Raw genomic sequence first — 20,534 nt, 5'->3', positions numbered from 1 at the left:
GGCCGCCATGCTCTACCAGGCCATCCCGCCGCACTACGCGCGCATCCGCGACCAGCTGGCGGCGGACATCGCCCAGGGGCGCTTCCTCGCCGGGCAGAAACTGCCGCCCGAGCGCGACCTCGCCGAGCGTTTCGAGTGCACCCGCGTGACCCTGCGCCAGGCCCTGCAGCAGCTGGAAACCGAGGGCCTGATCTACCGCGAGAACCGCCGCGGCTGGTACCTCAGCCCGCCGCGCATCGACTACGACCCGACGCGGCTGGTCAGCTTCATGGACTACGTTCGCCGGCAAGGCCGCGAGCCGCTGACCGAATTGCTGAGCGCCGAACGCCGTCGCGCCGGTGCCTGGCTGGCCGCGCGCATGGGCCTGCCCTCGCCGGACGAACCGGTGTTCCGCCTGCACCGCCGCCGGCTTATCGACGGCCGCCCGGTGCTGGTGGAGATCAACACCCTGCTCGCCAGCTGGTGCCCGGACCTGCTCGACGCGCGCCTGGACCGTTCGCTGACCACCGTACTGCGCGAGCGCTTCGGCAAGGTGCAGACGCGCTGCACGCTGAACCTGCGCCTGGGCACCGTCAACGACGACCAGGCCGAGCTGCTGCAACTGGCCTCGGGCGCCAGCAACCTGGTGCTGGAACGGCTGAACTACGCAGAAGACGGCCTGCTGGTGGAGTTCGACCAGGAATTCTGGCGGCCGGACGCCGTGTCGGTGGCCGTGCAGGCGGATTTCCCGTCGCGACCGTTATAGCTGAATAAGTAATTACCAAATGCTAATTCAGTATTTCTTGTTCTAACAGAATCGCGGCTAGGCTAGCTCCAACTTCACCGCCACCGGCTTGTCTGCAAGCCTTCTGGAGCCGCCATGGACCGCACCGACAACATCATCGACCTCGCCCGCCACCGCACGCGCCGTCAGGCACGCCGCCAGGCCGAGCTGATGTGGATGCTGTACGCGCAGCGCGCCGGTTACGACGCCTTCCAGATCGTCCAGCAAAGCCGCGACAGCGGCCGCCGCGAGGCCTGAGCCATGGGCCTGCCGCTCGCCACGGAGCTGCCCGCCGTGGCGTTTGACGCCGAGCCCGGCACGCCCGAAGACCCTATCGGCGAGCGCGTGGCCAGCAACCTGCTGCGCCTGCGTGCCAAGCGCAACCTCTCCCTCGACGGCCTCGCCCGCCTGTGCGGCGTGAGCCGTACCATGCTCGCGCAGATCGAATCCGGGCGCAGCGTCCCGTCGATCAAGGTGCTGTGCAAGATCGCCCAGGGCCTGAAGGTCTCGGTCGCCGCCTTCCTCGACGACCGCGCCTTCGAAGGCGTGGCCGTACTGCCCGCGCGCGACAGCAAGCGCCTGGTCAGTGGTGACGGCGCCTTCGTCAGCCGCGCACTGTTCCCCTTCGACGTCTCGCGCCAGGTGGAATTCTACGAACTGCGCCTGAAGGGCCTGGCCACCGAACACTCCACCGGCCACGCACCGGGCACCCAGGAAAACCTCGTAGTCGCCCAGGGCGTGCTGGAAATCAGCGTCAACGAAGAACGCTTCCTCCTCGGCACCGGCGACTCCATCCTGTTCTACGCCGACCAACCGCACAGCTACCGCAACCCGGCGGATAGCGAGGCGGTGGCCTACCTCGTCACGACTTACGCCGAACGACTGGACTGAGTCGTCAGGCAAAAAAGCAAAAGGCCCGGCAGGTTCCCCCGCCGGGCCTTTCAGCGCCCCGCGATCAGCAGGTGCAGCACATCATCGGCATGCCGTTGCAGCTCATCATCATCGGCATGCCGCAGTCCATCATCTTGTTCATCAGCATGCAGCAGTTCTTCAGCATGTCCATGCTCATGCCGTGCATCGGCATCATCTTGCACAGCATCATGTCGCCCTGCATGGAGCACTCCATCATGCACTTCATGGCGGGCATGCCCATGTTCATGCCCATCATGGGCATCTGCATCATCGGGTTCATCATGCCCATCATCGGCATCATGGCCATGGCGGACTGGGACATGCCCATCATCATCAGGTTGCCGCAGTGCATCATCATCGGCATGCCGCAGTTCATCATCATCGCCATCATCTCGGCGCTGTTGCGGAACATGGCCATTTCCATGCCCATGGCCGGCTTCATCTTGCACATCATGCCGTCGTCGAGCATTTCGCATTCCATGGTCGCCATCATCATCGGCATGCCCATCATCGGCATCATGGCGTTGGTGTTCATCGGCATCTGCATGGCGTTCATCATGGTGGAGCTCCCTGAATCGATTGGAATGAAGTGCTGCGAATGGGGCCGATTCTAGGAAGGCGCGGCGGCGGGACAAGATGGCGGGGGAACGGCGGTTTCTGTCGCGTCTTCTCGCGGTTCTGGCTCGATGGTGACGTTGTTGTTCGCGATGGTTTTAGTTACGACGCTAAAACGAATTCCAGCGAATTCTTGAAGCGAATTTCAGCAACATGGATATCCCATCCAGTGCTTAGCAAAGAACCGTAGTGAATATTGAATCTAACCAGCTCGCAAAAACTTCGTTTCCGGCGGAGAGCCACGTCCTAGAGGGCTTCAACACCATCCACAGAGACGCAAAATCAGGCATATGGGAATGCGTTTTTAATATTTAAGGAAATAACAGACGAGCTTCTATAGTGGCGGTTTGGTCCAACTGTCATCTCATCGCAAGGAAGTCCCATGCTCCGCCACCTGCTCGCCGCCAGCCTCGCCCTGGCGCTGTTCGGCTGCGCCACCCCGCCCGCTCCCTCCGTCCATACCACCAACCCTTCCACCTCCACACTGCAGGGCGACCCCACGCGGCCGGCGCAGGCGCAGTGGCTGCGCACCGAGTTGTATTTCGCGCTGGGCCAGGAGGACGGCAAGGAGAAGATCAGCGAGCAGCGCTGGCGGCAGTTCCTCGACCAGGAGGTGACGCCGCGCTTCCCCGACGGCTTCACCGCCTACGATGCCTACGGCCAGTGGCGTGACCATGGGGCGCCGGCGCCGGAGCGGTTGAGCACCAAGGTGATCGTGATCCTGCATGAGGACAGCGCCGCGCGCGGCCAGGACATCGAGGCGATCCGCCTGGCGTGGAAGCGCATCACCGGCGACCTCTCCGTGCTGCGCCTGTCGCAACCGGCGCAGGTTTCCTTCTGATGAGCGAATTCCGCGAAACGCTGTACGCGGGTTACGCCCAGGCGCTGACCATCGATGAGCCGATCTACGAGGGCAACACCGGCCAGCAGGCCGTGCAGGTGTTCCGCAACCGGCGCTTCGGCCGTGTGCTGACGCTGGATGGCGTGGTGCAGACCACCGAGGCGGACGAGTTCGTCTACCACGAGATGCTCGCCCACGTGCCGATTCTCGCCCATGGCGCGGTGCGCCGCGTGCTGGTGATCGGCGTCGGCGACGGCGGCATCCTGCGGGAGATCGTGCGGCATGCGGGCATCGAGGAGATTGTCGCGGTGGAGATCGACCCGCAGGTGGTCGAACTGTGCCGCGAGCTGTTGCCGAATCATTCGGCCGGCGCGCTGGACGATCCACGTCTGCGGCTGGTCTACGCCGATGGCCTGGAGTACCTCGCGCAGAGCCGCGAAAGCTTCGACCTGATCCTCTGCGATTCGACCGATCCGGGCGGCCCGGCAGCGAGCCTGTTCACCACCGCCTTCTACCGCAACTGCCAGCAGCGCCTGGGCGCCAGCGGCATCCTCGCCACGCAGAACGGCGTGCCCTTCCTCCAGCCGGAGGAACTGGGCGGCACGGCGCGGCGGTTGGCGGACAGCTTCGCCGACTGGGGTTTCTTCCATGCGGCGGTGCCGACCTACATCGGCGGCAGCATGGCCTTCGGCTGGGCGTCGAACAGCGAGAAGGTGCGCCGCACCGACCTGGAAACCCTGCGCCAGCGCTTCGCCAGAAGCGGCCTGGTAACCCGTTACTACACACCCGAGGTGCACCAGGCGGCGTTTGCCCTGCCGCGCTACATGCTCGACCTGATCGAGGCCGGGCTTCAGCGCGACAGCTGAGGGTTGTCCAGGCGCTGCGGCGTCCAGTCCGGATCGCGAGCGCGAACCGGGCTGCTGACCTGCAGCACCGCGGTGCCGAAACGCTGCTTGAAGTCCGCGCCGATCTGCGCCAGCGCCTGGCGGGTGTAAGGGTTGTCGGCGTGGATGAGGATCAGCAGCCGCGAGGGCAGCTTCTCCGGTCCGCCGCTGGGGCCGCGCCACTGGCCGTGCAGGTCGAGCCAGCTCAAACCATCGGGGAAGCGCGGCGTCACCTCACGGGCGAGGAAGTCCTCCCACTGCGACAGTTCCACCGCTTCCAGGTAGAGCTCGGTGCGCAGCATGCGCCGGCCGCTGGCTTCGCCACTGGCATTGGCAGCGGGTTCGTTTAGCCACAGGCCGACCAATGCCGCCAGCAGGACGGCCACGGCGCCATTGCGCCAGAGTGCTTTCGCGCGCATCACACGCCCTCCCCCGACCAGCTTTGCGCCTGCTCCGTTCGCGGGCGCAGGACGAGTTGAAGTACGGCGCCCAGCGCCAGCACAGCGACGCCGAGCAAGGCACCCCAGCCGACATAGGCGACGCTGGAATACAGCATGTACAGGCACACCGCGAGGAAGCCCAGCGGCAGCCACGGGTAGAGCGGCACGCGGATCGGCCGGGGCACTTCCGGGTGGCGGCGGCGCAGGACGATCAGCGCCACGCTGCTCAGGCTGAGGAACAGCCAGTACACCGGGGTCATGTACTCCACCATGGTGTTGAAGCCGTGGCCGCTCCAGCCGCCGACCGCGATCAGCAGCAGCGCCACCAGCCCCTCGGCCAGCAGTGCCGCGCGCGGTACGCCGTGGCGCACGTCCCAGCGGCCGAGCACGCGCAGCGCCGGCACGTCGCTGGCGGCGGCGTAGGTGGTGCGGCTGCCGACGATCAGCGTGGAGTTGATGCTGGCGACGGCGGAGACCACCACCACCGCCATGATCAGCCCGATGCCCGGCGCTCCAAACGCCAGTCCAAGCAGTTCCAGTGCCGGCGCACCGCTGGCGGCCAGGCCGTCGAAGCCCAGGCCGCGAATGAACGCCCAGTTCAGCGCCAGGTAGATCAACAGCAAGGCCGCCAGTGCGCCGAGCATGGCAGTGAAGATGCCCCGGCGGTTGTCGCGCAGCTCCGCCGACAGCGTGGCTGCGTCGCTCCAGCCACCGAAGGCGAGGAAGACGTAGATCAGCGCGGCGGAGAACCCGGCGACACCGACCTGCTCGGGCTCCACCGGCGGTGCTACGGGCGGGACGAAGCCACGCCACTCCAGCCACAGGCCGGCGCCGACGATACCCAGGAAGCCTGCCGCCACCAGCACCACCAGGCCGGCCTGGGTGCCGAAACTGGTACGCCAGCCGATGAGGTTGAGCACCACCAGCGCGGCGACCAACCCGCCCGCCAGCAGCACATTGCCCAGTTGGCCGAGACCGAGCAAAGCACTGAAGTGATCGGCGAAGAGGAACGCCATCAGCGCGATCCACCCGGTGTGCAGGATGGCAAAGCGCGACCAGGCGAACAGGAAGCCCACCCGCTGGCCGTAGGCGCGTTCGAGGAAGTGGTAATCGCCACCGGGATGGGCGAAGGCCGAGGCCATCTCCACGTAACACAGCGCGCCGACCATCGACAGCACTCCGCCGAGCACCCACACCAGGTAGAAGTGCTCCTGGCCGACGTTGAGCGCCACAGTGGGTGCGGTCTTGAGGATGTCGCTGGTGATCACCATGCCCAGCGTCAGCAGCAGCGCGTGGACGGCGCCCAGGTGCCGGCGCGGGCCGGCCGGCGTGTCAGCGGCGAAGTTGTCAGCCATGAGTCGGCTCCGCAAAAGTAGTCGGGGCCGCAGTGCGGCCCCTTTGATTTTCAGAAGAGCGGATCAGAACGAATAGCTCGCGCGGGCGTAGTAGTACGCACCGTTGGAGCCGATCGGCGAGAGCACGTCGTACGGCAGGTTGCCGCCGTAGTTGATCTCCGAGCTGGAGCGTTCCGGGTAGTTGTCGGTGAGGTTGTTGCCGCCCACCGCCAGGCTGAACTGCGGGGTGAACTTGTAGGCCACCTCGGCATCCAGCTGCCACACCGCGCCATAGGTCTGCTCCGGGTGGTAGCCATCACCGAAGTCGAACACGCGGGTGGTTTCGCCCTGCCGGGTCAGGCGGCCGAGCAGGTTCCACTGCGCATCGCTCCAGGTGGTGGTGAGGATGAAGCGGTCCTTGGGCGCAGCGTCGGTGAGCGTGTTGCGCTCCTCCACACCGACCAGCGCGTCGTCGCCGATGCCCAGGTTGCTGAGCTGTTGCGGGGTCGCCTTGGTGCTGCGCACCTTGGTGTGGTTGTAGGTATACGCGGTGGTCACGCCCAGCTGGCCGCCGACGAAGGGCTGGTGGTAGTTGAGCACCAGCTCGGCGCCATCGGTGCGGGTGTCGGCGGCGTTGGTGAAGAAGTTCACGTCATGCACGCCGGCCACGCCGAAGTTGTCCTGGATGAACTGTTCCATGGCGTCGCTGCCGATGCGCTGGGACAACGTAATGCGGTCATCGACGTCGATGCGGAAGACATCGAAGGACAGGTCGAAGCGATCATTGAGCTGCGCGGTCAGGCCCAGGCTGAAGTTCTTCGAGGTCTCCGGGTCGAGCTTCTCGGCGCCCAGCGCGCGGGCGATCGGATCGTTCACCGAGAGCACGCGGATATCGGTCAGGGTGCCGCCGTCGCCGAAGTTGCTGGTGGTGCTCTGGTAGCCGACCTGGGCCAGCGACGGCGCGCGGAAGTTGGTGGATGCCGCGCCGCGCAGGGCCAATACCGGGGTCAACTGATAGCGCCCGCTGAGCTTGCCGGTGAGCTTGCTGCCGGCATCGTCGTAGCGTTCCCAGCGTGCAGCGGCATCGACGAAGAACTTGTCGGTGAGGTCCCCCGACAGATCGATGTAGGTGCCGAAGACATTGCGATCGATATCCGACTCTTCGCTGGGGCGCAGGCCGTTGGCGCCGTCAGCGCCGACGCCGTAGTACGAGGCCGCGTCGCCGGCAGTGGTGATGTAGTTTTCGTAGCGGTACTCGCCGCCGAGCGCGAGCACGAAGGGCCGCCCGGCAAGGCTCAGTTCACGGCTCAGGTCGAGGTTGGCGACGCTCTGGCGCAGCTCGTAATCACCGGTGTCGAACTTGGTCGGCGTGTCTTCACCCAGGGAGGCGTTGAGGGTGCGCCGGGTCGAGGATTCGAAGCGGTTGCGGCCATGGGTGACGCTGGCGTCGTAGTCCCAGGTGTCGGCGATCAGCCCCTTGTAGCCGAGCGTGCCGGAGAGGTCGAGGTTGTCGCCCAGGGACTGCGGCAGGTAGCCATTGGGATAGATCTCCGGGTGCTCATCCGGATAGCGGTAGAACTCCGCGCCAGTGGTATGACGCTCGTTGTACAGGCCAAAGGAATAGAGCTTGCCGCTGCCGAGGGCAACGTCGCCGTTGAACCAGGCGTTGACGTCGCGTGCCACACCATCGCCCATCACGTAATTGCGCTGCCCGGGGGTATCGGCGAAGCCGTCGTAGCCCGCGCGGTTGGTCGGTTCGCGGTTGATGAACTCGGCACCGCCGCGGACGAAGCCATCCTCACCCAGACGCGTACCGGCCTTGGCCGCGGTATAGGAGTTCTGGCCGTCGGTGGTGGTCTTGCCGATGGCGTCCTGGTGCGTGTGGTACGCGCCGTAGCTGGTGGTCACCTCGCCGCCCTCGGGAGCGTCATCGAGGATAATGTTGATCACCCCGGCGATGGCGTCGGAGCCGTACTGCGCACCGGCGCCGTCGCGCAGCACTTCGATGCGCTTGATGGCGCTGATGGGGATCGAGTTGAAGTCCACCGGCGCGGTGCCGCGGCCGATCTTCGACGAGTCGTTGACCAGCGCCGAGGTGTGCTGGCGCTTGCCATTGATCAGCACCAGCACCTGGTCCGGGCTCATGCCGCGCAATTGCGCGGCGCGCACATGGTCGGCGCCACCGGAGTTGGACTGACGCGGGAAGTTGAAGGACGGCAGCAGCGTCGCCAGGGCCTGGCCCAGTTCGCCGCCGACGGCGCCGGTGGATTGCAGGTCCTGCGCGGTCAGCACGTCCACCGGTACGGGGGAATCGAGCAGGGTGCGGTTGTTTCCGCGGGTGCCGGTGACCAGTACGGTCTCAAGCTTGGTGGTGGCCTCGGGGGTCGACGAGCTTTCGTCGGCGTGCGCGGAGGCCTGGGCGATGACCGAGGCCACCGCAACGGCAATAAGGGAACGGGATAACACGCGAAATACTCCTGTCTCGCTTAAAGAGCGCCACTCGCCGTTGGCGGCGAGTCCGGAACTCCGCTTTTTTGGGTTCTTTTGACTTGAGCGGTTGGTGTCGGAAGTCCGGAAACCGCGAGCGACTGTCCTCCTCAGGGTGGAGAAAACAGTGCTCGGGAAAACGCTCCAGGTGTCACGGCCGGTCACGTTTCGTGATGAGCGAAAAGGCGCGGCTCTCGGTATCGCGGGTCATCCCTGACCCGATGGGGAAGGCGTCATCCTAGCTAGTGGCAGAATGCTTTTAAACGAATAAAAAATGCTTTGTTTATAACCGGTTATGCTGTTCGCAGGGCAACAGTTCCGAGTGTTCGCCCGGCAACAGCGGTGCGCTTCAATCGAAGGCTTTGCGCTCCCACTCATCCTCGGGAATATCCAGCGCCTCGCCGGAAAAACGCTCCTCACGAAACGGGTCGGCGTCGTTGTGAAAGCCATTGCGTTCCCAGAATCCGAGACGATCGCTGTCGCTGAACTCCAGCTCGCGCAGCCACTTCGCGCTCTTCCAGAAATAGCGCCCGGCAATCACCAGCCGCAGCGGCCAACCATGCACCGGGGTGAGTGGTTCGCCGGCGTAATGCGTGGCGAGCAGGCTGTCCGGGCGCAGCAGGTGTTCCAATGGCAGGTTGGTCTCGTAGTCATGATCGGCATAGGCCATGACGAACTGCCCGGCTGGCTCCACACCGTAGTGCGCAAGCAGATCGGCCAGGTGCACGCCGCGCCAGGCGGTGTCGAACTTCGACCAGCGCGTGACGCAATGGATATCGCAGACCAGTTCGCGCTGCGGCAGCGCCAGCAGGTCATCGAGGCTCAGCTCCAGCGATAGCGCCCCCGGATTTTGCCAAGACAACGCACCGGACAGGCGCAGGCGCCAGGTTTCCCGTGCGTACTCCGGCACCTCGCCTTCATGGAGGATCGGAAAGCGCTCGGTCAGCACCTGCCCCGGCGGCAGGCGCGCGCCGTAACACGGGTCGCCCTTGGGCGAGCGCGCCTTCTTCAGGCGCCCGGCCTTGTCGTGCATCGCCCAACCCTCAGTTCGCCAGCGGGATCCACGGCGCTTGCGCCACTTTCTGCGCCTCGCCGAAGGCCGGTACCTTGCGCGCCAGGTCGCGGACGTTCTTCACGTCCAGGTCCAACAGTTGCTGGCGGGTAATCAGGGTCGGCGGTACCAGCACCTGCTCGCCCGGATTCTCCCCGGCGATGCGCAGCGCCAGGCTGCGTACGCTGATGGCGCCGGCGACTTCCGGATTGACCGCGGCGGTGGCGCTCCAGGCGCTCCCCTCCTCCTTCATGATCTGGATATCGGCGGTAGAAATGTCGGCGCTGTAGATCTTCACCTGCTTGCCCAGGCCGGCTTCGTCCACGGCGATCTTCACGCCCTTGGCGAACTCATCGAACGGCGCGAAGAACACGCTGATGCCAGGGTTGGCCCGCAGCACTGCGCTGGCCTGATCGGCCACCGAGTTGGCAATCGGTGCATTCAGCGTACCGAAGCGCGCCTTCTCGACGATGCCGGGGTTCTCGGCCTTCACCTGGCGCCAGATTTCGTCGCGGCGCTCCATGGGGGTGAAGCCGTCGATGTACACGTAGCCGGCCTCGAAGGCGTTGCCGTTGTCCTGCAGCACCTGCTTGAGTGCCAGGCGCGCCAGCTCGCGGTGGTCCTGCTCGACGCGGGTGATGCGCGGGTCGTTCACGTCGACGTCGAAGGTCACCACCTTGATGCCCTTGGCCAGCGCCTTGTCGATGGAATCCTTGAGGGTTTCCGCCAGGCCGAGCTGGACGATGATGCCGTCCACACCCAGATCAATGGCCTGCTCCAGCATCTCGCGCTGGGTGGCCGCCTGCTGGCGGGCGTCGAACACGCGCAGCTTCACGTCCAGCGCATCGGCCTGCTTCTCCACGCCGCGCAGATAGGCCTCGGGGAAGTCGCCGGAGAACAGATAGCCGACCAGAGCGATCTGCACGCCGCCCTTGTCGAAGGGTGCTGGTGCGCCGGGCAAGCCAGCCGCTACCGCGCTGGCTGCGCCGGACAACAACAGGCCGGCGGCGAACAGCGCGCGCAGGGTTTTGCCGGGGGTGAATTTCATCCATTGAATCTCCGAAAAAGAATGCGATCAGCGCCCGCGCCGGGCCAGACCGAAAGTGAACATGAGGGCCGAAACCAGCACGGCGCCCTTGACGAAATCCTGTGCGTAGTAAGGTGCGTTGAGCATGGTCAAACCATTGAGCAGAGTCGCCACCAGCACCGCTCCCACCAGCGTTCCGAAGGCGTTGGGCTTCTGCGCGCCGAGCACGGCAAAGCCGATCAGCGCGGCGCCGAGGGCATCGAGCACCAGCCCGTTGCCGGAACTGACGTCGCCACGCCCCAGGCGCGCTGCCAGCAGCAATCCACCCAGCGAAGCGAGCAGCGCCGAGAGCACGTAGGCGAGCAGCTTGTAGCGCTCCACCGGCGCACCGGCGAGGCGCGCGGCCTGCTCGTTGCCGCCGATGGCGTAGAACAATCGGCCAGGCCGCGTACGTTCGAGGAACAGCCAGACCAGCAGCGCGCAGCCGAGCATGATCACCACCGGCACCGGCACGCGGTCCCACAGCTGGGCGCGGCCCAGAGCGAGGAACCAGCTGGCGAAGGCGCCCGGTGCTTCGTCGCCGCTGGGCAAGGTCATGCCCACGGCGATGGAGCGGCCGCCGGTGGGAATCAGTTGCACGCCCACCACCAGGAACATGCTGCCGAGAGTGGCGAGGATGTCCGGCACACGCATGCGCACGATCAGCCAGCCATTGAGTAGCCCGACCAGGGTGCCGAGGCCGAGGCTGATGAGGATTGCCGCCATCGGCCCCCAGTCCAGCACCACCATCACGTAGCTGGCGGTCATCAGGCTCAGCGCGGCGACCGCGCCGATGGACAGGTCCAATCCGCCCACGGCCATGCTCAGGGTCACGCCCAGGGCGAGCAGCGCGACGATGGATACCGACTGCAGCACCAGGAACAGGTTGCCGACCCGCAGGAAGGCCGGCTCCAGCAGCGCGAACACCAACACCAGCAGGGCCAGCAGCAGGAGCAGCGCGTAATGGATGAGAAAATCGAGCAGGCGCGCGACGGACGACGTCGCCGGGCTGCCCACGGCAGTTCTAGACACGCGCGGCTCCTTGGCGTGAAGAGTGGGTTTGGCTGGGCGCCAGGTGGGCGACGATTTCGCTGCGTTGCAGATCGTGCCGGGGCAGTTCGGCGACCACCGCGCCGTCGCGCACGATGAGGATGCGGTCGGCAATTTCCAGGGCTTCGTCCGGGTCGCTGCAGATCACCAGCGTGGCGCGGCCCGTGGCGCTGGCACGGATGCGCTGGCCGATATCGCGGCGGGCGCGCACGTCGACGCCCTGGAAGGGTTCGTCGAGGATCAGCACGCGGCCCTGCCCCAGCAGCCAGCGGGCGAGAATGACCTTCTGCTGGTTGCCGCCGGAGAGCAGTTCCAGCGCGGCTTCGATGCAATCTCCCTGGATAGCAGGCCCCTTGATGCCGAGCGCTTGAATCTGCTCGGCAACTTTGGCGCGCTCGGCGCGGCGGTCGATGAAGCCGAAGCGCGTGAAGTTGCGCAGGAACGGCAAGGTCATGCTGGCGCGCACCGAGAAGCCCGGCACCCGCGAATTGCTTGCGCGGTCCTCGGCGGCGAAGAACACCCCGGCGGCGATGGCTTCGCGCGGCGTGCGCGGCAGCCAGTCGTGCCCATCGAGGCGGATCGACCCGACGTGGTGCCGGCGCAGGCCGAACAGCACTTCGGCGATCTCGCTCTTGCCAGCGCCAAGCAGGCCGGTCAGGGCGACCACTTCCCCCTCGTGCAGGTCCAGGTCGAACGCGGCACTCTGCGCATCGAGCTGCCAATCGCGCAGGGCAAGCACGGTTTCGCCGCGTTCGAGCGGCTGTAACTGCACCTCGCCCAGCGCGGCGCCGAGCATGGATTCCACGGCGGCGCCCAGGTCCAGCGGTGCATTGAATTCACCGACCAGACGCCCGTCACGCAGCACCAGCGCGCGGTCCGCCACGCGTTGCAGATCGGACAGTCGATGGGAGATGTAGAGGATCGCCACGCCGCGCTCGCGCAGGCGGTCAATGAGATGGAACAGACGCTCGGCCTCGACGGTCGACAGCGATGCGGTGGGCTCGTCGAGGATCAACAGACGCGGTTTCAGCGCCAGCGCGCGGGACAGGATCACCAATTGCCGCTCGGCGGTGCCCAGGTTTTCGATGGGCGCTTGAAGTGGCAGATGCAGCTCCAGGCCGGCGGCGATCTCAGCCGCGCGCTTGAGTGCTTCTCCCGGACGGAAAAACAGGGAGCCGGGGGCGCCGCAGAGTTCATCCAGCAGGAGGTTTTCGGCGACACTCAGGCCAGGCACTACGCCCTGCTCCACCTGCTGGTGCACGGCGACTATGCCGTGCCGGCGTGCGTCGTGGGGCGAGGCGAAACGGGCTTGCTCGCCGTCGATCAACAACCGGCCGGAATCGTGGGCATGGGAACCGGCGAGAATCCTCACCAGCGTCGACTTGCCCGCGCCATTGGCGCCGAGCAGGGCGAGCACCTCGCCGGGGCGGATTTCAAGGTCCACATCGACCAGCACGCGGTTTTCGGCAAAAGACTTGCCGACGCCCTCGAGGCGGAGGAATGCAGTGGAAGCGGACTGGGCAGGCATGGGGCTCTCGATACGACGCAAAAGAGCGAGAGCGTCGTTTCAGAGCTTCGCCATTGGACTGAGTGGCGATTCTTTTATAATCTCAAATCATGCATCAACTAATTTTTAATATCGTTTATGCATATGCTAACAACCACCCGAGCAAGGCGACGCGCACTGTTTACCCAGCAACAGCAGCCGGCGAAAACGGCTGACGCGGCGCGGATCGGGCGGGTAGCATCCACGGCATTCAACCCACAAGGTGAGCACTCGAGATGGCGAACGATACCTACACTCCACCCCGCGTCTGGACATGGGACAAGAGCAACGGCGGCGCCTTCGCCAGTATCAACCGGCCCATCGCCGGCCCCACCCACGACAAGCGGCTGCCACGCGGCAAGCATCCGTTGCAGCTGTATTCGCTGGCCACACCCAATGGCGTGAAGGTCACCATCCTGCTCGAGGAACTGCTGGAGCTGGGCGTGACCGAAGCCGAGTACGACGCCTGGCTGATCAAGATCGGCGACGGCGACCAGTTCGGCAGCGGCTTCGTCGAGATCAACCCGAACTCGAAGATCCCGGCCCTGCTGGATACCAGTGTCACACCGGAGCAGCGCGTCTTCGAATCCGGCTCGATCCTGGTGTACCTCGCGGAAAAATTCGGCCACTTCCTGCCCAAGGAACTGGCCCAGCGCACCGAGACGCTGAACTGGCTGTTCTGGCAGATGGGCAGTGCGCCCTTCCTCGGCGGCGGCTTCGGCCACTTCTACGCCTATGCGCCGGAGAAGTACGAGTACCCGATCAACCGCTACGCCATGGAGGTCAAGCGCCAGCTCGACGTGCTCGACCGCCAGCTCGCCGAAAACCGCTACATCGCCGGCGACGAGTACAGCATCGCCGACATGGCCATCTGGCCCTGGTACGGCGCGCTGCTGAACAACCAGGTGTATGAAGCCGCGGAATTCCTCGACGTGGAGAGCTACACCCATGTACGCCGCTGGACCGACGAAATCGCCGCACGCCCGGCGGTGCAACGTGGCCGGCGGGTAAACCGCACCTGGGGCGATGATGCATTGCCGGAGCGGCACAGTGCGGAGGATTTCAAGAAGTGATGCGTTTGAGCCTGTAGGAGCGAGCTTGCTCGCGAACCCACCCAGCGCCGGAATCGTCCACTCCTCCTGGTTCAGGCCCTTCTCTGCTTAGTGATGGCGAACGCGGACGGATTCCGCACCCACGTAGCCTGATGCTTTGTAAGCGGACCTTGTCCGCGATTGGCCTGCCACAGAGCCCGGTTCGAACGGTTCGCGAGCAAGCTCGCTCATACAGATCCGGGCGACTTCTGTTTGCTTGTGAAGTTTTCCAGAGCGACTTCCGAGCACTCCGGACTGCCCCGTTCAGAAGGCCGCGTTACCTGGGGTGATGGTGCGTTGCCGGAGCGGCACAGCGCGGAGGATTTCAAGAAGTGATGCGTTTGAGCCTGTAGGAGCGAGCTTGCTCGCGAACCCACCCAGCGCCGGAATCGTCCACTCCTACTGGTTCGGGTCTTTCTCTGCTGAATGAGGGCGAACGCGGACGGATTCCGCACCCGCGTAGCCTGATGCTTTGTAAGCGGACCTTGTCCGCGATTGACCAGCCAGCACGCTCGGCTCAAAGGTTCGCGAGCAAGCTCGCTCCTACAGGTAAGGGCGACTTCTGTTTGCTTGTGAAGTTTTCCAGAGCGACTTCCGAGCACTCCGAACTGCCCCGTTCAGAAGGCAGCGTTACCTGGGGTGATGGTGCGTTGCCGGAGCGGCACAGCGCGGAGGATTTCAAGAGGTGACGCGTTTGAGCCTGTAGGAGCGAGCTTGCTCGCGAACCCACCCAGCGCCGGAATCGTCCACTCCTACTGGTTCGGGTCTTTCTCTGCTGAATGAGGGCGAACGCGGACGGATTCCGCACCCACGTAGCCTGATGCTTTGTAAGCGGACCTTGTCCGCGATTGGCCTGCCACAGAGCCCGGCTCGAACGGTTCGCGAGCAAGCTCGCTCCTACAAAAAAGCAAAAAAGCAAAAAAGCAGAAAAGCAGAAAACCGGAGCCTCACAGGAGGCTCCGGTTTTCATTTCAGCGGGCGGTTACTTGCCAGCAGTCAGCGTGCTGTAGGCAGTGATCAGGTTGCGGTAATCCGGAATGTGGTTCGAGCACAGCGCCGCCAGGCCTTCGATGTCGTTGCGCCAGTCGCGGTGCAGTTCACAGGCCACGCCGAACCAGGTCATCAGCTGCGCACCGGCCGCTTCCATCCGGCGCCAGGCGGCGTCGCGGGTCATCTCGTTGAAGGTGCCGGAAGCATCTGCCACCACGAACACATCGAAACCTTCCGCCAGGGCCGACAGCGCCGGGAACGCCACGCACACCTCGGTCACCACACCAGCGATGATCAGCTGCTTCTTGCCGGTGGCCTTCACCGCCTTGACGAAGTCCTCGTTGTCCCAGGCGTTGATCTGGCCGGGGCGGGCAATGTACGGCGCGTCCGGGAACTGCGCTTTCAGCTCGGGCACCAGCGGGCCGTTGGGGCCGGTTTCGAAGCTGGTGGTGAGGATGGTCGGCAGGTTGAAGAACTTCGCCAGGTCGCCCAGCGCCAGTACGTTGTTCTTGAACTTGTCCGGATCGATGTCGCGGACCAGCGAGAGCAGACCGGCCTGGTGGTCGACCAGCAGTACGGCGGCGTTGTCTTTGTCCAGGCGGTTGTAGGTGGCGTTGGTCATGGTGAAATCCTCGATTTGCTTTCAGTGGGTGCCGGCTGGGCCGGAAGGTTTTGGACTCGTTTGCAGTGCGTCACTGCATGGGAAGAGAGATTAATTTCGACACCATTGCTGCACCAGATGGCAAAAATCACTTCTAGCGTTCCATTTTTGGAACGAAAAACCATAAGGGTGTCACCAGTCGATGGCGCTAGCCGGCGTGCCGCCACGTGGATTCGCGCTCCCCGTCGAAGAAGCGGCGCTGCCAGCTAAGGGGCGTGACGCCCTCGATGCGGTAGAAGATCCGGCAGAAATGCGCCTGGTCGCAGAAGCCGCACTGCAAGCCGATTTCAGCCAGCGCGTAGGCCGACTCCCGCATCAGCTGCTTGGCCTTTTCCACCCGCTGGAGCCGCATCCAGGCCTGGGGGGAATGCCCGGTGGTGACTTTGAACTTGCGGGTGAAATCGCTGCGCGACAACGCGCAGGCTGCGGCGAGGTCGCTCACCGTGATGCCGGTATCCAGGTGTTTGAGCAGCAACGCCTGGGCGCGCTCCTTTTGCCAGGGGGCCAGGTCACGCTTGGCGGCGTCCACCGGAATCTGGCTGATGAGTCTCTGAAGCATGCTGGTCCCTCCCCTGCGATCTGCCGACCATTTTTTGTGGGCGCAGGGGTGGCGGCGAGTTAAAGCTGGTTAAACCGCATTAACCGGTGAGAGCGGGAAAGCAGCGATGCAACGAAACACGAGCGGAATTTCCAGGCCGCGCGTGACAGCCTGCCAACGCGGTGCAGGCGGCTGGCAACCCTGCGCAAAGCCTTGCGCGGCGCAGGCTGCACGGGAAACAGCACAGGACGCGGCACACCGCGGCCATCTCGATCGGCGCCCCGTGAGCGAACCCGGCGTTAATCGTTATTAAGCGCGCCGCCCGCTGATGCCCGCCCGGCGCGGGATGGCTGAACGTGCAAGCGTCGTTTACCCTGATGTCCGATGACCAGTGAATGGCCAATCGACCGCAGAGTCGATGGACATGCGCCACCCAGGCTGACGCCTGGGCCTGCGCGAAACCTGCCCCCAGCGTGCGAAACGACTACCAGACGATGATTCCCGAGCCCGCGGCCGCGGTCGAAACCGTGCTTCATTTCGGCCCCTATCAGATTTTCCCGGCGTCCCGCGTGATCCTCGAGGCCGGCCGCCCGCTGCGCCTCGGCCAGCGCGCGCTGGACATCCTGCTGGCGCTGCTGGAGCGCGCCGGCGATGTGGTCAGCAAGCGCGAGCTGCTGGCTCGTGCGTGGCCTGGGCAGGATATCGACGAAGGTAACCTGCGGGTCCACATGAACGCCCTGCGCAAGGCTCTGGGCGACGGCCAGAACGGCCGGCGCTTCATCGTCACCATCGCGTTGCGCGGTTACAGCTTCGTCGAGCCGCTGGCGACTTCGGCACAGGCCACACCGGCCACCAGTGGCGGCCAGACGGCGGACCACAACCTGCCGCCCCGGCGCAATCGCCTGCTGGGCCGGGAGGCGGAACTGGAGCGCCTGCTTGTCGAATTGCCGCGACGCCGCTGCATCAGCCTGGTGGGCAGCGGCGGCATTGGCAAGACCAGCCTCGCCCTGCAGGCCGCCGAGCGCTGCATCGGCCGGTATCCCCACGGCATCCGCATGCTCGACCTCACCCAACTGCAGGACGCGCGACCGCTGAACAGCACGCTCGCCGGCGCGCTGGGTATTCCGGGGCTGGCGGGGGAAGCGCTGGAGCACATCTGCACCCAGGTCGCCGACCGCCAGATGCTGCTGCTCATCGACAACTGCGAGCACCTGATCGAAGCCGCCGCACATCTGGTGGAATGCCTGTTGCGCCACGCGCCGCAGATCCACATTCTCGCCACCAGCCGCGAAAGCCTGCGCGCCACCGGCGAGCACATCCTGCCGCTGCGACCACTGAGCTGCCCGCCAGAGCAGGTCGGCAGTGTCGAGGATGCCCTCGCCTACTCCGCCGTCGCGCTGCTCATCGAACGCGCGAAGGAAACCCACGAGGACTTCGAATTCCGCCCCGAACACCTGGCGCGGGTCGGCGAAATCTGCCGGCGCCTGGAGGGCATTCCGCTGGCCCTGGAGCTGGCCGCCGGGCACCTGGGCCAGGCCGACGGCGGCATCGATGCGCTGCTGCAGGGCGGCTACCTGGACTTGCCGTTGCAGTCGGATGAGTCGCCCAACCGCCACGAACACCTGCGCGCCATGCTTGACTGGAGCTACGCGCTGCTGCGCCCGGCGGAACAGTCCTGCCTGCGTCGCCTGAGTGTGTTCCGCGGCAGCTTCACGCTGGGTTCCATCGCCGCCGTCCTCGACCAGCCTGCAGACCTGGGCGCGGCCTTCCTGCTGGTGAACCAGCTGACCGCCAAGTCGCTGCTGACCACAGAGATTCGCAGCGACGAAGTCACTTACCGGCTGCTCGAACCAACCCGTCTCCATGCGCTGGAAAAACTCCAGGCCGCCGGTGAATGGCACGCGGCGCGCGAGCGGCACCTGGCGCTCTGCCAGAGCGCGATGCAGGCCGCGGAAAGCGAGTGGGAGAGGTCTGCCTCCCAAGGCTGGTTGCAGCGCCATGCGCCGTGGCTCGCGGAAGTACGCGCAGCCCTCGACTGGGGCCTGCACGCCGAGGTGCGGCACACCCAGGCAATCCGCCTTGCGGCCTGCTCTTCGCCGCTATGGCAGGAACTCTCGCTGCTGCATGAATATGGTCCCTACGTCAGCGCTGCGCTGGGTTTGCTCAGTGCCGAATCCGCGTCGTCGCTGGAGCTGGCCATGCGCCTGGAATTGGCGTTGGGCAATACCACCTACCACGATGTGCGCAACAGTCAGGCGGACGAAGCCTTCCAGAGTGCGCGCTTCCTCGCCCAGCAGATCGGTGACCGCAACGGCGAACTCACCGCGCTGTCCGGCGGCCTGGCGGTGCTGCTGTGGGCGGGTCAGTACCAGCAAGCAGCCGAGCAGAGCCGGCACTTCGACCGGCTGAGCGACGGCCACGGCGAGATGCTCGCCACCAGCGCCCTGCGCCTGAAGGTGCTGGCGTTGCATTACTCGGGCGACCAGACGCGCGCCCAGGCCGTCGGCGAAGAAGTGCTGCAGCGCCTGCAGTGGCAACGCCAGGCCAATCGCTTCGCCCCCTGCCTGGGCGTGCAGTACGACCAGCAGGTCGCCTCCCTCGCCACCCAGGCGCGCACGCTGTGGCTGCGCGGCCTGCCGGTACAGGCCGAGCACATGGCCACGCAGGCCATCGAACTGGCCTGCGAGATGGACCACAGCGCCTCCATCGCCTACAGCCTGGCAGTGGCCGGTTGCGTCATCGCCTTCTACAACGGCGAACTGGACAAGGCCCACCAACGCCTGCGGCAGATGATCGAAGTCGCCGAGCGCCACCGTGTGCCGCTGTTCACCGACTGGGCGCGGCACTACGCCTGGGCCATGCGGTTTACTGAGTCGGCCAGCGCCACGGCTCCCGCCGTGGGGCTGGTGCGCGACATCGTGCAGACCCTCGGCGGCTGCGCCCTGCCCTCCGACCAGGCCCAGCTGATGCGCGCACGAACCGGCGCAGCAGGCTGGTGCGCACCGGAAATCCTGCGCAACGAGGCCCTGGCTCTACAGCAGCGCGGCGACCGCGAATCCCTCCTTGGCGCGGAAACCCTGCTGACCCGCGCCCTGCTCCTGGCGCAGGAGCAAGGCGCGCTGGCCTGGGAACTGCGCTCGGCTACCTGCCTGGCGGAACTGTGGAGCGCGCAGGGCAAGCAGGCCCCTGCGCGGCAGTTGCTGGCACCGGTGTATCGACGCTTCACCGAGGGCTTCGATTTGCCTGACCAGCTACGGGCACGGCGGTGCCTGGAGGACTGCGGCCACTGACCGCAGTATCGGCGATCAAAACCGAATGATAGAGCCGGCCTGCACGTGCGGACCTTGTCCGCTTCCACCTGGAAACTCTACGCAAGCCCCGCCCTCTCCCTGAAGGGCAAGGGGGCTATCCGTACCGGCTGACACTGTGGTTTCAGCCAGCAGCGAACCAGTCCCCTCTCCCTTCAGGGAGAGGGGCGCCCCGGCACGAACCTTCAGATGAAGACAATTGCTCCTCTGTTCCCCTGCGGGAGCGCTGACCCTGAGAGGCGCAGGCGGACGCCCTACTGCGGCTGGACGTTGACGGCGACCGCAGAGGTCACCCGCATCACCAGTTGGCGCCCCACGTATTCGGGCTTCATCACCACATCCGGGCGGACCTTGACCGTGTGCTGGCTGCCATCGGCGAATTGCAGGGTGGCGGTGCGCTTGGCGGTGTCCAGGGATTTGACCGTGGCGGTGATCTCCACCGTATCGGCCGCCAGCATGCCCGGCTTGTTGCCAGGCTGGGCAGTCGCCAGCAGGCCGGCGGTGCCGCTGCCGGTCTCCTGGCCCGGCTCGCGCAGGTAAACCAGGCGCTCCAGCGCGACAATGGCGCGGACCTTGTCGCCGACCTTGAGCTGGTCGAAGTTGCGCATCTCCGGCGGAGCCTGGAGGGTGCGGCTGTTGCCGTGGTCGTCCTTGAGGGTGAAGGTACGCTTGCTCCGATCGATGGCGCTGACGCTGGCCTGCATCTCCTCCGTCTCGGTCATCGCGCCGCCCGGCACGCCCTTGGCGACCGACTCGGTGCTATCGAACTGGTAGCTGAGCTCATCGTTCTTCGGGCTCTGGCAACCGACCAGCACACCGGCGGCCAGGGACAGGCAGATCCAACGGGACACACTCATCGGGCGACTCCTTGCGTCAGGGTGTTTGCGCCTGCGGGCACGCGCAAGACCTACGCGCACGCCGCTCCTGCATGGCAGCGCGGATTTACCGAGCGTAGCA

18 protein-coding genes are annotated in these 20,534 nt (G+C 65.6%); 7 read left to right on the top strand and 11 right to left on the bottom strand.

From position 1 onward, the window contains the following. The first annotated feature begins 7 nt into the window (after positions 1-7). The 3 genes from AC2T4A_RS17065 to AC2T4A_RS17055 all read left to right on the top strand — a co-directional run bounded on the left by AC2T4A_RS17065 (position 8) and on the right by AC2T4A_RS17055 (position 1,654). Positions 8-745, top strand: a complete 738-nt coding sequence (locus AC2T4A_RS17065; protein WP_416752119.1) for a UTRA domain-containing protein — start codon at positions 8-10, stop codon at positions 743-745. 114 nt (positions 746-859) lie between these two features. Continuing rightward, positions 860-1,021: a hypothetical protein gene (locus tag AC2T4A_RS17060; RefSeq protein WP_017519129.1), complete on the top strand. Its 162-nt coding sequence runs from the start codon at positions 860-862 to the stop codon at positions 1,019-1,021. A gap of 3 nt (positions 1,022-1,024) precedes the next feature. Beyond that, on the top strand, positions 1,025-1,654 hold the full coding sequence (locus tag AC2T4A_RS17055) for a helix-turn-helix domain-containing protein (RefSeq protein WP_478379167.1): 630 nt from the start codon (positions 1,025-1,027) through the stop codon (positions 1,652-1,654). 64 nt (positions 1,655-1,718) lie between these two features. Here AC2T4A_RS17055 and AC2T4A_RS17050 read toward each other — a convergent pair whose 3' ends face one another. Further along, the gene (locus AC2T4A_RS17050) at positions 1,719-2,234 is read right to left on the bottom strand and encodes a hypothetical protein (RefSeq protein WP_486741286.1); all 516 of its coding nucleotides are present in this window, start codon (positions 2,232-2,234) and stop codon (positions 1,719-1,721) included. Between the two features lie 438 nt (positions 2,235-2,672). Between AC2T4A_RS17050 and AC2T4A_RS17045 the strand changes: the two genes are divergently transcribed. Together AC2T4A_RS17045 and speE are read left to right on the top strand one after the other, a co-directional pair. Next, positions 2,673-3,131, top strand: a complete 459-nt coding sequence (locus AC2T4A_RS17045; protein WP_054908546.1) for a DUF3574 domain-containing protein — start codon at positions 2,673-2,675, stop codon at positions 3,129-3,131. After that, positions 3,131-3,997, top strand: coding sequence for a polyamine aminopropyltransferase (gene speE / locus AC2T4A_RS17040; RefSeq protein ID WP_416752101.1), 867 nt, complete (start codon positions 3,131-3,133; stop codon positions 3,995-3,997). The genes AC2T4A_RS17045 and speE overlap by 1 nt, the downstream gene beginning before the upstream one ends. Here the strand turns inward: speE and AC2T4A_RS17035 are convergent. The 7 genes from AC2T4A_RS17035 to AC2T4A_RS17005 form a co-directional block, all read right to left on the bottom strand. Then, the gene (locus AC2T4A_RS17035) at positions 3,982-4,434 is read right to left on the bottom strand and encodes a DUF3574 domain-containing protein (protein ID WP_416752099.1); all 453 of its coding nucleotides are present in this window, start codon (positions 4,432-4,434) and stop codon (positions 3,982-3,984) included. The two genes, speE and AC2T4A_RS17035, sit on opposite strands and share 16 nt — an antisense overlap. Then, positions 4,434-5,810 (bottom strand): APC family permease, encoded by a 1,377-nt coding sequence (locus tag AC2T4A_RS17030; protein ID WP_478379164.1) that lies wholly within the window; start codon positions 5,808-5,810, stop codon positions 4,434-4,436. Before AC2T4A_RS17030 ends, AC2T4A_RS17035 begins: the two co-directional genes overlap by 1 nt. A gap of 63 nt (positions 5,811-5,873) precedes the next feature. After that, entirely contained in the window at positions 5,874-8,255 is a 2,382-nt protein-coding gene (locus tag AC2T4A_RS17025; protein WP_486741285.1) for a TonB-dependent receptor plug domain-containing protein, read from the bottom strand. 370 nt (positions 8,256-8,625) lie between these two features. Next, the gene (locus AC2T4A_RS17020; protein WP_486741284.1) at positions 8,626-9,309 is read right to left on the bottom strand and encodes a molybdopterin-dependent oxidoreductase; all 684 of its coding nucleotides are present in this window, start codon (positions 9,307-9,309) and stop codon (positions 8,626-8,628) included. Between the two features lie 10 nt (positions 9,310-9,319). Beyond that, positions 9,320-10,375 (bottom strand): substrate-binding domain-containing protein, encoded by a 1,056-nt coding sequence (locus AC2T4A_RS17015; RefSeq protein WP_486741283.1) that lies wholly within the window; start codon positions 10,373-10,375, stop codon positions 9,320-9,322. Between the two features lie 27 nt (positions 10,376-10,402). Continuing rightward, positions 10,403-11,425, bottom strand: coding sequence for an ABC transporter permease (locus tag AC2T4A_RS17010; RefSeq protein ID WP_486741282.1), 1,023 nt, complete (start codon positions 11,423-11,425; stop codon positions 10,403-10,405). Then, on the bottom strand, positions 11,418-12,971 hold the full coding sequence (locus tag AC2T4A_RS17005; RefSeq protein ID WP_486741281.1) for a sugar ABC transporter ATP-binding protein: 1,554 nt from the start codon (positions 12,969-12,971) through the stop codon (positions 11,418-11,420). The genes AC2T4A_RS17010 and AC2T4A_RS17005 overlap by 8 nt, the downstream gene beginning before the upstream one ends. A 254-nt stretch (positions 12,972-13,225) precedes the next feature. Between AC2T4A_RS17005 and yghU the strand changes: the two genes are divergently transcribed. Next, on the top strand, positions 13,226-14,062 hold the full coding sequence (yghU, locus tag AC2T4A_RS17000) for a glutathione-dependent disulfide-bond oxidoreductase (RefSeq protein ID WP_486741280.1): 837 nt from the start codon (positions 13,226-13,228) through the stop codon (positions 14,060-14,062). A 1,000-nt stretch (positions 14,063-15,062) separates the two neighbouring features. On the opposite strand, the gene ycaC is transcribed toward yghU, so the two are convergent. Together ycaC and AC2T4A_RS16990 are read right to left on the bottom strand one after the other, a co-directional pair. Next, complete coding sequence (gene ycaC, locus AC2T4A_RS16995; RefSeq protein WP_024765864.1) at positions 15,063-15,692, bottom strand: isochorismate family cysteine hydrolase YcaC; 630 nt, start codon at positions 15,690-15,692, stop codon at positions 15,063-15,065. Positions 15,693-15,879: 187 nt separating this feature from the next. Beyond that, complete coding sequence (locus tag AC2T4A_RS16990) at positions 15,880-16,290, bottom strand: helix-turn-helix domain-containing protein (protein ID WP_478378217.1); 411 nt, start codon at positions 16,288-16,290, stop codon at positions 15,880-15,882. A 374-nt stretch (positions 16,291-16,664) separates the two neighbouring features. Between AC2T4A_RS16990 and AC2T4A_RS16985 the strand changes: the two genes are divergently transcribed. Continuing rightward, positions 16,665-19,559, top strand: a complete 2,895-nt coding sequence (locus AC2T4A_RS16985; protein WP_486741279.1) for an ATP-binding protein — start codon at positions 16,665-16,667, stop codon at positions 19,557-19,559. Positions 19,560-19,831: 272 nt separating this feature from the next. On the opposite strand, the gene AC2T4A_RS16980 is transcribed toward AC2T4A_RS16985, so the two are convergent. After that, positions 19,832-20,434 (bottom strand): hypothetical protein, encoded by a 603-nt coding sequence (locus AC2T4A_RS16980; protein WP_486741278.1) that lies wholly within the window; start codon positions 20,432-20,434, stop codon positions 19,832-19,834. Positions 20,435-20,534: the final 100 nt, after the last annotated feature.

Source organism: Pseudomonas sp. PVC-3-1 (assembly GCF_057444315.1).
The sequence above is the reverse complement of the archived record's forward strand: the minus strand, read 5'-3'. Positions and strand labels throughout refer to the sequence as shown.

Excerpts from the sequence above, each read along its gene's own strand:
- AC2T4A_RS16980 (WP_486741278.1), bottom strand. The coding sequence starts at position 20,434 with ATGAGTGTGTCCCGTTGGATCTGCCTGTCCCTGGCCGCCGGTGTGCTG.
- AC2T4A_RS17030 (WP_478379164.1), bottom strand. The coding sequence starts at position 5,810 with ATGGCTGACAACTTCGCCGCTGACACGCCGGCCGGCCCGCGCCGGCAC.
- yghU (WP_486741280.1), top strand. The coding sequence starts at position 13,226 with ATGGCGAACGATACCTACACTCCACCCCGCGTCTGGACATGGGACAAG.
- AC2T4A_RS17045 (WP_054908546.1), top strand. The coding sequence starts at position 2,673 with ATGCTCCGCCACCTGCTCGCCGCCAGCCTCGCCCTGGCGCTGTTCGGC.
- AC2T4A_RS17015 (WP_486741283.1), bottom strand. The coding sequence starts at position 10,375 with ATGAAATTCACCCCCGGCAAAACCCTGCGCGCGCTGTTCGCCGCCGGC.
- AC2T4A_RS16985 (WP_486741279.1), top strand. The coding sequence starts at position 16,665 with ATGGCCAATCGACCGCAGAGTCGATGGACATGCGCCACCCAGGCTGAC.
- speE (WP_416752101.1), top strand. The coding sequence starts at position 3,131 with ATGAGCGAATTCCGCGAAACGCTGTACGCGGGTTACGCCCAGGCGCTG.
- ycaC (WP_024765864.1), bottom strand. The coding sequence starts at position 15,692 with ATGACCAACGCCACCTACAACCGCCTGGACAAAGACAACGCCGCCGTA.
- AC2T4A_RS17060 (WP_017519129.1), top strand. The coding sequence starts at position 860 with ATGGACCGCACCGACAACATCATCGACCTCGCCCGCCACCGCACGCGC.
- AC2T4A_RS17020 (WP_486741284.1), bottom strand. The coding sequence starts at position 9,309 with ATGCACGACAAGGCCGGGCGCCTGAAGAAGGCGCGCTCGCCCAAGGGC.
- AC2T4A_RS17050 (WP_486741286.1), bottom strand. The coding sequence starts at position 2,234 with ATGATGAACGCCATGCAGATGCCGATGAACACCAACGCCATGATGCCG.
- AC2T4A_RS17055 (WP_478379167.1), top strand. The coding sequence starts at position 1,025 with ATGGGCCTGCCGCTCGCCACGGAGCTGCCCGCCGTGGCGTTTGACGCC.
- AC2T4A_RS17035 (WP_416752099.1), bottom strand. The coding sequence starts at position 4,434 with ATGCGCGCGAAAGCACTCTGGCGCAATGGCGCCGTGGCCGTCCTGCTG.
- AC2T4A_RS17005 (WP_486741281.1), bottom strand. The coding sequence starts at position 12,971 with ATGCCTGCCCAGTCCGCTTCCACTGCATTCCTCCGCCTCGAGGGCGTC.
- AC2T4A_RS16990 (WP_478378217.1), bottom strand. The coding sequence starts at position 16,290 with ATGCTTCAGAGACTCATCAGCCAGATTCCGGTGGACGCCGCCAAGCGT.
- AC2T4A_RS17065 (WP_416752119.1), top strand. The coding sequence starts at position 8 with ATGCTCTACCAGGCCATCCCGCCGCACTACGCGCGCATCCGCGACCAG.